This window comes from Burkholderia sp. SR8, from assembly GCF_052851275.1.
This window is the reverse complement of sequence record NZ_JAULUC010000007.1, coordinates 86,513-99,420: the sequence shown is the minus strand read 5'-3', so window position 1 is coordinate 99,420 and position 12,908 is coordinate 86,513. Positions and strand designations below refer to the sequence as shown.

General features: G+C 70.3%; 11 protein-coding genes and 1 pseudogene. 6 read left to right on the top strand and 6 right to left on the bottom strand.

Annotated features, from left to right (window positions below; all coding sequences use genetic code 11):
- The first annotated feature begins 41 nt into the window (after positions 1 to 41).
- Positions 42 to 632, top strand: a complete 591-nt coding sequence (locus tag Q3A80_RS11120) for a DUF1993 domain-containing protein (protein WP_446329093.1) — start codon at positions 42 to 44, stop codon at positions 630 to 632.
- Positions 633 to 671: 39 nt separating this feature from the next.
- A complete protein-coding gene (locus Q3A80_RS11115; protein WP_446329092.1) occupies positions 672 to 995 on the top strand; it encodes a low molecular weight protein tyrosine phosphatase family protein in 324 nt (107 codons plus the stop codon).
- Positions 996 to 1,311: 316 nt separating this feature from the next.
- Here the strand turns inward: Q3A80_RS11115 and Q3A80_RS11110 are convergent, their stop codons facing one another.
- Positions 1,312 to 1,551: a hypothetical protein gene (locus Q3A80_RS11110; protein WP_446329091.1), complete on the bottom strand. Its 240-nt coding sequence runs from the start codon at positions 1,549 to 1,551 to the stop codon at positions 1,312 to 1,314.
- A gap of 275 nt (positions 1,552 to 1,826) precedes the next feature.
- Between Q3A80_RS11110 and Q3A80_RS11105 the strand changes: the two are divergent.
- From Q3A80_RS11105 to Q3A80_RS11090, 4 genes and pseudogenes are all read left to right on the top strand, one after another.
- Positions 1,827 to 3,006: pseudogene (locus Q3A80_RS11105) on the top strand (CaiB/BaiF CoA transferase family protein).
- Positions 3,007 to 3,192: 186 nt separating this feature from the next.
- Entirely contained in the window at positions 3,193 to 4,494 is a 1,302-nt protein-coding gene (locus tag Q3A80_RS11100) for a CitMHS family transporter (protein ID WP_446329090.1), read from the top strand.
- A 142-nt stretch (positions 4,495 to 4,636) separates the two neighbouring features.
- On the top strand, positions 4,637 to 5,803 hold the full coding sequence (locus Q3A80_RS11095; RefSeq protein ID WP_446329089.1) for an acyl-CoA dehydrogenase family protein: 1,167 nt from the start codon (positions 4,637 to 4,639) through the stop codon (positions 5,801 to 5,803).
- A gap of 60 nt (positions 5,804 to 5,863) precedes the next feature.
- Complete coding sequence (locus Q3A80_RS11090; protein ID WP_446329088.1) at positions 5,864 to 6,607, top strand: IclR family transcriptional regulator; 744 nt, start codon at positions 5,864 to 5,866, stop codon at positions 6,605 to 6,607.
- Between the two features lie 111 nt (positions 6,608 to 6,718).
- Here Q3A80_RS11090 and Q3A80_RS11085 read toward each other — a convergent pair whose 3' ends face one another.
- The 5 genes from Q3A80_RS11085 to cobG form a co-directional block, all read right to left on the bottom strand.
- The gene (locus tag Q3A80_RS11085) at positions 6,719 to 8,074 is read right to left on the bottom strand and encodes a chitinase (protein WP_446329087.1); all 1,356 of its coding nucleotides are present in this window, start codon (positions 8,072 to 8,074) and stop codon (positions 6,719 to 6,721) included.
- A gap of 372 nt (positions 8,075 to 8,446) precedes the next feature.
- Complete coding sequence (cobJ, locus tag Q3A80_RS11080) at positions 8,447 to 10,180, bottom strand: precorrin-3B C(17)-methyltransferase (RefSeq protein WP_446329086.1); 1,734 nt, start codon at positions 10,178 to 10,180, stop codon at positions 8,447 to 8,449.
- The gene (locus Q3A80_RS11075) at positions 10,177 to 10,911 is read right to left on the bottom strand and encodes a precorrin-2 C(20)-methyltransferase (protein ID WP_446329085.1); all 735 of its coding nucleotides are present in this window, start codon (positions 10,909 to 10,911) and stop codon (positions 10,177 to 10,179) included. The genes cobJ and Q3A80_RS11075 overlap by 4 nt, the downstream gene beginning before the upstream one ends.
- The gene (locus Q3A80_RS11070; RefSeq protein ID WP_446329084.1) at positions 10,908 to 11,534 is read right to left on the bottom strand and encodes a precorrin-8X methylmutase; all 627 of its coding nucleotides are present in this window, start codon (positions 11,532 to 11,534) and stop codon (positions 10,908 to 10,910) included. Before Q3A80_RS11070 ends, Q3A80_RS11075 begins: the two co-directional genes overlap by 4 nt.
- Positions 11,527 to 12,900, bottom strand: a complete 1,374-nt coding sequence (gene cobG, locus Q3A80_RS11065) for a precorrin-3B synthase (RefSeq protein ID WP_446329259.1) — start codon at positions 12,898 to 12,900, stop codon at positions 11,527 to 11,529. Before cobG ends, Q3A80_RS11070 begins: the two co-directional genes overlap by 8 nt.
- Between the last annotated feature and the right edge of the window lie 8 nt (positions 12,901 to 12,908).

The following is a 12,908-nucleotide window of genomic DNA, read 5'->3' as shown; positions in this document are numbered from 1 at the left end:
TCATCGATCGCGACGCGCGAACGACCCATCGGAGGACATGCATGTCACTGACACAACTCCTCGTTCCGACCTTCACCCAGATGCTGCGCGCGCAATCCGCGTGGCTCGACAAGGCCGTCGCGCACCGGCAGGCCGCGTCCGATGCGTCCGATGCGCCCGATGCGCCCGATGCGCTGCTGATGCTGAAGCTCGCGCCCGACATGTATCCGCTCGCCGCGCAGGTACGGTTCTCGTGCTTCCAGGCGATGGAACCCGTGCACCGGCTGCGCGGCGAGCCGCTGCCGGAGGCGCTGCTGGCGCTGCGGGAAGCCGGCTGGCATGCGGATGCGCAGCCGGGCACGCTGAGCGATGCGCAGGGCATTCTGTCCGGCACGATCGGCTTTCTCGGCGAACTGGCGCCCGATGCGCTCGATCACGGCGCCACGCGGCCGATCGCGCTCGAATTGCCGAACGGCATCGCGTTCGACTTGACCGGCGAGCAGTACGTGCGCGACTGGGCGCTGCCGCAGTTCTACTTTCACGCGATCGCCGCGTACGCGATCCTGCGCCATCACGGCGTCGAGCTCGGCAAGGCCGACTACGTGCCGCACATGCTGGCGTACGTGCGGCCCGGCACGATTCCGCAGGGTTGAACGCGTGAGCCAACGATCCGGCCGCAGCGCGCGGGCGTGATGCGCGCGCTGTTCATCTGCAGCCGCAACCGGCTGCGCAGCCCGACTGCCGAAGCTGTCTTCGCGGCATGGCCGGGCGTCGAAACCGACTCGGCAGGCCTCGCGCCCGACGCGGACACGCGTTTGTGCGCGGCGCAGCTCGAATGGGCCGAGATCGTGTTCGTGATGGAGCGTGCGCACAACGCGAAGCTGTCCGCCCGGTTCGGCGCGCTGTTGAAGCACAAGAAGATCGTCTGCCTCGATATTCCCGATCGCTACACGTACATGCAGCCCGAACTCGTTGCGCTGCTCGAGCGCAAGGCCGGGCCGTTGCTGCGCGGGTAAGCGGCGCCGGGCCGGTTCAGCGAGAACGAAGCGCGCCGTCGGCGAGGGCTCCGCTGTCGGCGAGGGCTCCGCTGTCGGCGAGGGCCCGCTATCGTCGAGGGCCTCGAGCCGTGCTTTCTCGATCAGCTTCCGATGGCGGCGTCCCGCGGCATCTCGCCCGACGCCGGATCGATCGTGCCGTTCCCAGTGCCCGGCGCGACGGGGGGCGGGGCGTGCGGCTCGCCTGATCACCATTGCGACACCGCGCAAACCGCTACGCCGCTCCTGCCTGGTGTTCGCTGGCCTGACACATGGGTATCGCGTCACGCAGCATCGGTCACACGTGCGTGTAGATCGCCGGGTGACCCGGCTTCCCGGATCGTCCATCGCGCCGTTTGTGCAGAGCCCGCCGGTGATGCGGCGGCGTCACGTGCGGGCGCGCGGGCGCGGGCCGGGCCTTCGGCGCGGCAGCGCGCGGCTGCGCCTGTCCTTCGCCGAAATGGAAGGTCTGGGTCTGCGCGCGGGCGGCGCCCAGCGTCGACACCAGCACGAGCGCTGCGAGCAGGATGCGTTTCATGGATTTCGCCTTTCTTCAGCCCGGATGAGCCGTTCCCGACAGCTTAGCGAACCGCGGCCCGGCGCCGCAACCGGCCGGCGTTCGGTGTCGATTCCCGTCGCGCCCGGCGGCATGCGTTGCCCGGTCGCCTGGGCATACCCGGCTTGACAACGAAATTCCCGAGTGTGAATATAAATTCACGCACAAGAATTATCATTCCAGTCCGGGAAACCGGGGCGCGATGGACGCCCCGGCGACACCGGCGGTCCGAACAACCGGAGTCAGGAGCGAGACGCATGGCGGAGCACGAGCAGCAGGGCGCGTTGGCGGGGTTGCGCATCATCGATCTGTCGCGGGTGCTGGGCGGCCCGTACGCGACGCAAATCCTCGCCGACCACGGCGCGGAGGTGATCAAGGTCGAACCGCCGTCCGGCGACGAGACGCGCACGTGGGGCCCGCCCTTCGACGGCGACACCGCGTCGTATTTTCTCGGCGTGAACCGCAACAAGCTCGGCATCGCGCTCGACCTGACGCAGCCGGAGGACCGCGAGCGGCTGCTCGGCCTGCTCGAGCACGCCGACGCGCTCGTCGAGAACTTCAAGATCGGCACGATGGAGCTGGGGGCTCGGTTTCGATGCACTGCACGCGCGCTTTCCGCGCCTCGTGTATTGCCGCGTGTCGGGCTTCGGCGCGGACGGGCCGCTCGGCGGGCTGCCGGGCTACGATGCGGCCGTGCAGGCGCTGGCCGGGCTGATGAGCGTCAACGGCGAAGCGGGCGGCGCGCCGCTGCGCGTCGGTGTGCCGATCGTCGATCTCGTGACCGGGCTGAACGCGGCGCTCGGCGTGCTGATGGCGCTGCGCGAACGCGATGCGAGCGGGCGCGGGCAGTTCGTCGAGTCGACGCTGTTCGACTGTGCGCTGTCGATCCTGCATCCGCATACGCCGAACTTCTTTCATTCGGGGAGGGCGCCGGTGCGCACCGGCAACGCGCATCCGAACATCACGCCGTACGACAGCTTCCCGACCGCGAGCGTCGACATTTTCCTCGCGGTCGGCAACAACGGGCAGTTCGCCGCACTGTGCGACGTGCTCGGCACGCGCGACTGGCTCGACGATCCGCGCTTCGCCGACAACCGCGCGCGCAGCGCGAACCGCGCGGCACTGCGCGCGCTGCTCGAAGCGGCGCTGGCTGCCCACGACGGCGCGGCGCTCGCGGAGCAACTGATGCGCCGCGGCGTGCCGTGTGCGCCGGTGCTCGGGCTCGACGCGGCGCTCGACCATCCGCACGTCGCGCATCGGCAGATGAAGGTCGAACTTGGCCGGCATCGCGGCATCGCATCGCCGATCAAGCTCGGCCGCACGCCGGCCACGTACCGGCGGCCGCCGCCCGCGCTGAACGAACACGCGGCGCAGGTGTTTGCCGGCGATCCGCGCGACGATGCGGACAACGACGACCGCGAGCCACGCCGGAACTGACCCGCAACGCGGCGCGGCCGGCGACACGCGTGACGGCGCCGAAAACGACGACCACGGTCAACGCCGGAACCGCTCCGCAACGCGGCGCGCCGCCGTGCACCGGCGCCGAGTACCACGTACCACGTACGCCCTTTGGACACATGCCGGCCCGCGCACCGCGCGAGGCCGCGCAACAGGAGACACATCATGCTCGCATGGATCGGCGCGATCGCGATCGTCGCGCTGTTCGGCCTGATCATCACGAAGCGGCTGTCGCCGCTCGTCGCACTGATCGTCGTGCCGGTAGTCGCATCGCTCGCGGCCGGCTTCGGCCTCTCGACCGGCAAGTTCATCGTGCACGGCGTACAGAACATCGGGCCGATCGCCGGCATGTTCGTTTTTGCGATTCTATTTTTCGGAATCCTCACTGACGCGGGCATGCTCGATCCGATCATCGCGGGCGTGCTGCGCGTGATCGGCTGCCATCCGCCGCGCATCGTGATGGGCTCGGCGCTGCTCGCGCTGCTGATCCATCTCGACGGGTCGGGCGCCGTCACGTTTCTCGTCACGCTGCCCGCGATGATGCCGCTCTATACGCGGCTCGGGATGGACCGGCGGATCCTCGCATGCGTCGCGTCGATGGCCGCCGGCGTCAACTTCCTGCCGTGGGTCGGCCCGATGCTGCGCGCGTCCGCGGCATTGCACATTCCGGGCTCGGCGATCTTCACGCCGATGATTCCGGTGCAGATCGTCGGGCTCGTGTTCGTGTTCGGCACCGCGTACGTGCTCGGTGTGCGCGAGGCGAAGCGGCTCGGGCTCGATCGCGCCGGCGCGGCCGCACTCGCGATCGCGCCGCGCGAGCTGAGCGACGCCGAGCGCGCGCTGCGCCGCCCCGGACGCTTCCGGATCAACGTCGCGCTGACGCTCGTCGTGCTCGGCACGCTGGTATCGGGCGTCGTCGACCCGATGGTGATGTTCATGCTCGGCACGGTGGCCGCGCTCGTGATCAACTATCCCGACGTGCGCGCGCAGCGCGAACGGATCGACGCGCATGCGAAGGCCGCGCTGATGATGGCGAGCGTGCTGCTCGCCGCCGGCGCGTTCACCGGGATCATGTCCGGCACCGGGATGCTCAAGGCGATGGCCGAGGTCGTCGTCGCGCACGTGCCGGTCGAGCATGCGCGCCACATGCCGTTCGTGCTCGGCCTGCTGTCGATGCCGCTCAGCCTGCTGTTCGATCCCGACTCGTTCTACTTCGGCGTGCTGCCGGTGCTCGCGGAAAGCGCGAAGCTGCTCGGCGTGCCGCCGATCCAGATGGCGCAGGCCGCGCTGCTCGGGCAGATGACGACCGGTTTCCCGGTCAGTCCGCTCACGCCCGCGACGTTCCTGATCGTCGGCCTGACCGGCGTCGAGCTCGCCGAGCACCAGAAATTCACGATTCCGTTCCTGTTCGCCGCGACCGTGCTGATGGTGTTCGCCGCGGTCGCTGCGGGCGTGTTTCCGTTGTGACGGCGCCCGGATCGGTCGCTTCGCGTGTTGCCGCCGATGCAGCCGCCCGCCAACGGCGCCTGCGTTGGCGCGGCAACTCCGCAGCGGCCCGGCGTTGTCCTGAGAACGGCGCGGCCGTTCACGTTTTCCTGGAGAGCAATCCATGCAGTTCGACCTGACCGACGACCAGCGCACGATCGAACGCGCGATCGAGAAAATCTGCGAGCGCTTCGGCGACGACTACTGGCTCGAACGCGATCGCGCGGGCGGGTTTCCGTCCGATTTTCACGCGGCGCTCGCCGAGGCCGGCTGGCTCGGCATCGCGATGGACCCGGCCCACGGCGGCGCCGGGCTCGGGATGACCGAGGCCGCGCTGATGATGCGCACGATCAGCGCGTCGGGCGCGGGCCTGTCCGGCGCGTCGGCCGTGCACATGAACATCTTCGGGCTGAATCCGGTGCAGGTGTTCGGCAACGACGCGCAGAAGGCGCGCTTCCTGCCGCCGCTGATCGCCGGGCGCGACAAGGCCTGCTTCGCGGTGACCGAGCCCGACGCGGGCCTCGACACGACGCACCTGACCACGCAGGCACGCCGCGACGGCGATCATTACGTGCTGAGCGGCCGCAAGATCTGGATCTCGACCGCGCAGGTCGCGAACAAGATGCTGATCATCGCGCGCACGACGCCGCTCGACCAGGTCGCGAAGCCGACCGACGGTCTGAGCCTGTTCTACACCGATCTCGACCGTTCGCGCGTCGAGGTGCGCGAGATCGAGAAGATGGGCCGCAAGGCCGTCGATTCGAACATGCTGTTCATCGACAACCTGCGCGTGCCGAGCGACGACCTGATCGGCAACGAAGGCGACGGCTTCCGCTACCTGCTGCACGGGCTGAACCCGGAGCGGATCCTGATCGCCGCCGAGGCGATCGGCCTCGGACAGGCGGCGCTGCGGCGTGCGACGCAGTATGCGTGCGAGCGCGTCGTGTTCGGTCGGCCGATCGGGCAGAACCAGTCGATCCAGCATCCGCTCGCGCACGCGTGGATGCAGCTCGAGGCGGCGTGGTTGATGGTGATGAAGGCCGCGACGCGCTACGACGCGGGGCAGTCGTGCGGCGCGGAGGCGAACGCCGCGAAGTACCTCGGCGCGGAAGCCGCATTTCAAGCGTGCCAGACGGCGATCGCGACGCACGGCGGGATGGGCTATGCGAAGGAATACCATGTCGAGCGCTACCTGCGCGAGTGTATGATTCCGAGGCTCGCGCCCGTGAGCCCGCAACTGATCCTGTGCTACATCGCGGAGAAGGTGCTCGGGCTGCCGAAGTCGTACTGACCGTAACGACCCGGCGGTTCGCCCGGCGCGCGGCTTCCCGTTCCGAATCAAGCGCTCGTCATGGACGTCAAACTCGTTGCCCGCACGCTCGACCTGTTCGAGCTGTTCGCCGCCGAACGGCGGCCGCTGCCGCTGACCGAACTCGCGCGCCTGCTCAATGTGCCGGCGTCGAGCTGCCTGGCGATGGCGCGCACGCTCGTGAGCCGCGGCTATCTGTACGAGGTGCGCAAGCGCGGCGGCTACTACCCGACGCGGCGTCTGCAGACCGTCGCCGCCGCGATCGACGCGACCGATCCGGTGGTCGACCTCGTGCATCCGCATCTGGTCGCGCTGCGCGATGCGAGCCGCGAGACGGCCGTGCTCGGCAAGATCCAGGGCGCGTCGGTCACGTATCTCGACGTCGTCGAGTCCGAGCAGGCGATCCGCTATACGCGCCAGCCGGGCGAGTTGCGGCCGCTGCATGCGAACTCGATCGGCAAGGCGATCTTCGCGGAACTCGCGCACGACGCGCAGCAGGCGCTCGGCGCGCAGTTGTCGTTCGAGCGCTTCACCGATGCGAGCGTGCCGGACCTGCCGGCGCTCGTCGCGCAGACCGCGCGGTTTCGCGAACTCGGCTGGGCGGAGAACTTCGGCGAAAGCGCACCCGAGCTGTCGGCGATCGCGGTCGCGCTGACGCTCGACGGCGACTGGTACGGGCTGTCGGTCGTCGGGCCGACCGAGCGGATCCGCCAGCATCGCGACGCGCATGCGGCGCTGCTGGTTGATGCGAGAGCGCGGCTGCTGGCGGAGCAGGGGCGGGGGTAGCAGGGGCTGTGAAGCGCGGCACTCGCTTCGGCGGCCGTTCGCCGGGATGCCGGGCAGCATCCGCGAATGGCCGCGGGCCATCATGCGCCGGTGCGTCGCGACTTCACGACGTCAGGACTTGACCCACACGCCGCCGGCGCTCGGGTTGTCGCCTTGCGTCCACCATTTCGCGCAATATTTCGCGCTTTGATAGATGACGCACGTGCCGCCCTGGTACGCGGTCGTTGCCGACCAGACGGGTGTGCCGCCACCGACGGGCTTCCAGGCCGCGGCCTGACCGGGCACGTCGCCCTGCGTCCACCATTGCGCCTGGTACGTCGTGCCCTGATAGGTGACCGTCGCACCGGCCGTATAGACCTGGCCGGCCGACCAGGGCGCGCCGGGCTGAGGCGTGCCGCCACCGGAGTCGCCGCCGTAGTTCGGGTCCTGCGTGACGCCCGCACCCCACTTGCCGCCGAGCTTGCGGAAGATCGACGCAAACGCGTACGGCTGCTGCGCGATGCCCGAGCAGGTCGGCGCCACATACGCGCCGTTGTTCGGGCACGGCTGATCGCGGCCGACCGACCAGTTGCCGAAGAAACCGTAACCGTTGTTGACCGCCGCGTTCAGCACGCTGTGCGCATTCGCGAGCGTGAAGGTTTCGCCCTGCACGTCGTTCATCCCGATCATCGGCGTGACGCCGACCAGCTGCCACAGTTGCGCGCCGGTCTTCGGCTGGCCGGCTGACTTGAACGCCGTGTCGAGCTGCGCGTAAAGCGCCTGCGCGGCGCCGATCGCGGCCGCGCCCATGTCGATGTTCGTGGGGCCGTAGTCCATCGTCATCAGGTTCACCACGTCGAACGCGACCTTGTTCGCGATCGCCGCGGTGACGACGTTCACGCCGTCCTGCGTGAGCCCTGTCGGCATCGTCGGCAGCGTCAGCGTCACGTGCAGCGGCTTGCCTTTCGCCGCGTAATCGGACTGCAGTTGCGCGACCGCCTGGAAATTCCGCGTGACGGCGGCGCTGTCCTGTTGCGACGCGCCTTCGATGTCGAAGTCGACATGCGTGAGGCCGTACGTGTCGATCACCGTCTGGTAGGCCGTCTTCAGCGCGGTGACGGTCGAGCACGCCTGCATCAGCGGCGTGCCGTTTGCACCGCCGAACGACACGGCGATCTCACCGCCTTTCGCGCGATAGCTCGCGATCGACGTCGACAGCGACGCGAGCAGATCGCCGCGCGCGCCGTTGCCGATCGGCTGCACGCCGCCCCAGGACGGCGCGCAGCCGCTGCCGGCGACCACGAATGCGAGCGTGAACTGCTGGATGCCTTGCTGGACGCCGATCCGGTCGACCAGCGGCGTCGGGTAGAGCGTCACGTCGACGAACGGCGCATAAACGCCGGCGCCGTGGGACACGCTCGCCATGGCGAGCAGGCAGCTCGCGGCGAGCGCGCGCGGGATGAATCGCGGCAACACGTTGTTGTTCATTGTGTTCTCCAAGTGGAAGAGGGATACGCTGGCCCGCGTATCGCCGCGGGCGGATACAGCCCATGCCCGCCCGGCGGCGTGCCCATCTTGGAGGATTCGCGTCGAATCGTGAACGCTTAGGTGTTCTTTTCGTTATTCGATTACCGATACGTAACGATCTTGCCGATTCGATCGCATATCGAAACGCGGGGCGGGCGCTTTTTCCGACGGGCGGCAACCGGCCGACGTGATCGGGCGCCCGCACGCGACGGATACCGGCGAACACCACGCGCACCCGAATGGACCGGTTGCAGCGAACCGGCATCGCGGGCCGGGAAACCGGTCATCGAGCGACGCAGTCTGCGCGCGGCGTGCCCTGTGCAGCGGCGCCGCTCAGCGATACCACCGCGGCGTATAAACCCACTCACGCCCGCCACCGATCGCGAAACGCCGCGTCGTCGACGAACCGACGATCACCATCGTACGCATGTCGACCTGATCGCTGCGCAGTGCGCCGAGCGTCGTCGTCGCGAGCGTCGCGCCGGGGCGGCCGATGTCGCGGCCGAGCACGACGACCGTATCGGCCGCGCGGTGCGCGCGCACGGCGTCGAGTGCCCGATCGAGCTGCCACGGCCGCGCACGCGAGATCGGGTTGTAGAACGCCATCACCAGATCGGCCTGCGCCGCATGCCGCAAGCGCGTCTCGATCACGTCCCACGGCTTCAGGTTGTCCGACAGCGAGATCGCGCAGAAATCGTGGCCGAGCGGCGCGCCGGCCTGCGCGGCCGTCGCGAGCGACGCCGACACGCCGGGCTCGATCCGCAGCTCGACTGCCGCCCAGTGCGGATCGCGCGCGTCGTCGAGCGCCTCCAGCACGGCCGCGGCCATCGCGAACACGCCGGGGTCGCCCGACGACACGACCGCGACGCGCCGGCCCGCGGCCGCCAGCTCGAACGCATGGCGCGCGCGCTGCATCTCCTCGCGATTGTCGGTGCCATGCACGCGCTGGTCTGCGCGGAACGGGCCGGCCATCGTCACGTAGGTCGTGTAGCCGAGGATGTCGGTCGCGTCCGCGAGCGCGCTGCGCGCGGCGGGCGTGAGCCACGCCGCATCGCCCGGGCCGAGGCCGAGCACCGTCAGGCGGCCGCGCGCGCGGCCGATCGTTGCCGGATCGACCGGCTGTGCCGCGACCGCGCAAGCAAGGCCGTTGGAGGTCGCGCGCAGTGTGTGCGCGACGCGCAACGTGCTTCCAAGCAGCGCGGCGGCATCGGATGCGCCGGCGCGAACGCGTTCGTCATCGGCGTCGAAATCGGCGAACCGCAGCGGCACGCCGAGCGTCCGTGCGGCCGCTTCAACGTGTGGATCGCCGAGCAACGCGGCCGGCGCGACGAGCGCGGCGAGCGCCAGCCGTGCGAGCCCGTTTGCATCGAGCAATGCGTCGATGCGTTCGGCAAGCGATGCCGCAGCGTCGGCCGACACGCTGCTCGCATCGATGCCGACGACGACGCTGCGCGGATGAATCACGAGCTCGTCGCGCGCGCCGCGCCATGCTTCGGGCGTCACGCGGATCGCATGCGCGGCCGCCTCGTCGCGCGGCAGCGCGACGTCGTCGAGCCATGGCGCCGTGCCGTCCACACGCGTGGCCGCACCCGCGAGCAGGTCGGACACGAAGCGCTTGCCTTGCTGCAGATCGGCGAGCGCGTAGCCGTCGGGCGGATTGAGCACGCATGCGCCGAACCGCAGCTCGCCGCTCGTCGTGATCGCCGGCGCGACCCCGAGGCAGTCGGCGATTTCGCGCGCGATCACGTTCACGCCGGTCAGTCCGCCGAGCAGCGGCACGACGGCCGAGCCGTCTTCCGCGACTGCGAGCACTGGCGGCTCGACACCCTTGTCGGCGAGTGCGGGCGCGACGCAACGGATCACGATGCCGGCCGCGCACAGCGCGACGATCGGCAGCCCGCGCGCATAGAGTTCGCGCAGGTGCGTGCCGAGTTCGTCGAACGGCACGTCGGCGTCCACGCGTGATGCGAGCCCGTGCACGACGGCACCCGGATAGCGCGCCTGGATGCGGCGTGCGGTGTCGAGCGCGCCCGCGCCGAGAATCACGATCGCGGGCGGAGTCGTCATCCTTGCCATTTTTCCCCCGGCACGACGAGCAGCGAGAAATACGGCGACGCCATCGGATCGACTTCGTCGAGCGGCACGATGCGCTGCGTCGCCATCGTCGCGCGTTCGACGTACAGCGCGCGCTTCGCGAGCCCGAGCTCGTCGAGCACGCGCCGCACCTTGTCGAAGTTGCGGCCGAGCTTCATCACGACGGCCGCGTCGGCCTGCGCGAGCCGCGCGCGCAATTCGTGCTCGGGCAGCACGCCCGACAGCACCGACAGGCTCTGGTTCCGATAGACGAGTGGCTGGCCGAGCACGGCCGTGCTGCCGAGCATCGCACACACGCCGGGGATCACTTCGGTGTCGTAGCGCGGCGCGAGGCGGTCGTGCAGATACATGTACGACCCGTAGAAGAACGGATCGCCTTCGCAGATCACCGCGACGTCGCGCCCCGCATCGAGATGCGACGCGACGATCTCGGCGGCCGTGTCGTAGAAGTCGGCGATCACCGTCTCGTAGCAGAGCGGCGGCGCCAGCGCCTCGGTCGTCACCGGATAGACGAGCGGCAGTTGCGTCTGCGTATCGACCAGGTGCGCCTCGACGATCCCGTACGCATTGCCTTTCTTGCCCTTCGCGACGAAATACGCGACGACCGGCGCCGCCTGCAGCACCCGCAGCGCCTTGATCGTCATCAGTTCAGGATCGCCGGGGCCGACGCCGACCCCGAACAGACGTCCGCGCACGGTTTTCATTCGGCCTCCGTCGCGAGTGCGTTGACGGCGGCGGCGGCCATCGCGCTGCCGCCGCGGCGGCCGAGCAGCGCGACGTACGGCACGCCGCGGCTGTCGGCGTCGAGCATCGCCTTCGACTCCGCGGCACCGATGAAGCCGACCGGAAAGCCGAGGATCAGCGCGGGGCGCGGCGCGCCGGCGTCGATCATGTCGAGCAGGTGGAACAGCGCGGTCGGCGCGTTGCCGATCACGACGACGCTGCCGGCCAGGTGCGGGCGCCACAGTTCGAGCGCGGCGGCCGAACGCGTGTTGCCGAGTTGCCGCGCGAGATCGGGGACTTCCGGTTCGCCGAGCGTGCAGATCACGCGATTGCCGGCCGGCAGCCGCGCGCGCGTGATGCCTTCGGCGACCATCTTCGCGTCGCACAGGATCGGCGCGCCGGCCGCGAGCGCGGTGCGGCCCGCCGTGCCGGCGCCGGCCGAGAAGCGCAGGTCGTACACGACATCGACCATCCCGCACGCATGGATCACGCGCACCGCGAGTTTCTCGAGATCGGGCGGAACCCGCGACAGGTCGGCCTCGGCGCGGATCGTCGCGAACGACTGGCGGTAGATTTCCTGCCCGTCGCGAATGTAGTCAAGCATCGGTGGTGTCCTGGCTGTGCCGCGCGCCCGTCAGTCGGGCCGCGGCCTGGTCAATCGTCAGATGGCGCGCGAGCGGGGCGCCGAGGCCCGCGCCGGCGTCGCGCCGGTAAAGATCGTAGTGCGCGGGCGCGACCGCGACGAGCGTGTGCGTCGCCGGATGCGGCAGCGCGCAGTGGCGCTCGCAACCGGTCACGTGCACGTCGAGCGGATGGCCGACGCGCGCGGCGAGCGCGAGCGCATCGCGTTTCGTATCGGCGTGCGACTTCGCGCAGCCCGCGCTGCCGGCGCACGCGACCAGCGCCGCGAGCGGATCGGACGGCGTGCACACGAGACCGAGCGCCGCCAGCGCGTCGAGCACGGCAGCCGCGCGTTCGTGGCGCACGCCGTGCACGAACACGCCTTGCCACGGCGTCATCGTCAGCGTGCCGTCGCCATCGGCTTCGGCCAGGGCCGCGAGCCGTTCCAGCTGCGTCGCGTCGAGCCGCCCGAGCACGAACTGCGCGCCGACGCTGCAGCGGTTCGCGTCGCGCGACGCTCGCGCGCCGAAGCGCAGCGCGGCGTCGGCATGCGGCCGGCGCCAGCCGGCCAGTGCGCGATCGGCTTCGAGCGGGAAGGGCGCGTAATGCTGCGCGCGCGCGCGCAATGCCGGTTCGGCGCCGCTCGCGAGCAGCGCACGCATCCGCGTGACGTCGGCCGGCGCCAGATCGAGGAACGCGAGCAGCAACGCGCGCACGAGCGCGACGGCCTGGTCGGGCGCGACGTCCAGCGAAGCGGGGCGGTCGTCCGGCGCGACGGGCGGGCAGCCGGCCAGGCCCGCGGCCATGCGCAGCGCGCCGTCGCCGCGGCGCCAGGCGGCGAGCCAGATGTCGTGCGGATGATCGAGCGCCGCGACGGATTCGCCGCCGTCGAGCTGGATCGCGAATTTCGGCGACAGTTCACCGCGGCGCGGCTCGCGCGCGAGCATGTCGAGCAACGGCGTGGCGAGTGCGCGGCTGTCGAGCAGCGCGTGGGGATCGCGCCCGGCGAGCGGGCTGAGCATCAGGTTGCGGACGTCGTCGCTCGCGGCGAGCGCGGCGCGGCTGTCGTTCGTGACGGCGGCAGCGCCATCGGCGCTCGGGCGCGGGCCGAGCCCCGCATCGAGCAACGCGTCGGCCAGCGCATCGGCCGCGCCGTCGCGGATGCCGCGCAGCTGGAGATTCGCGCGGTTGGTCGCGTCGATCGCACCGGAACCGTACGCGCGGGCCGCTTCGGCGATCGCGCGCGCCTGCCGTGCGTCGACGCTGCCGCCGGGCAGCTTGATCCGGCACAGTCCGCCGTCGGCGGCCGCGACGACGCGCACGAGCCCCGGGCAAGCCGACGGGCGCACGACAGGCG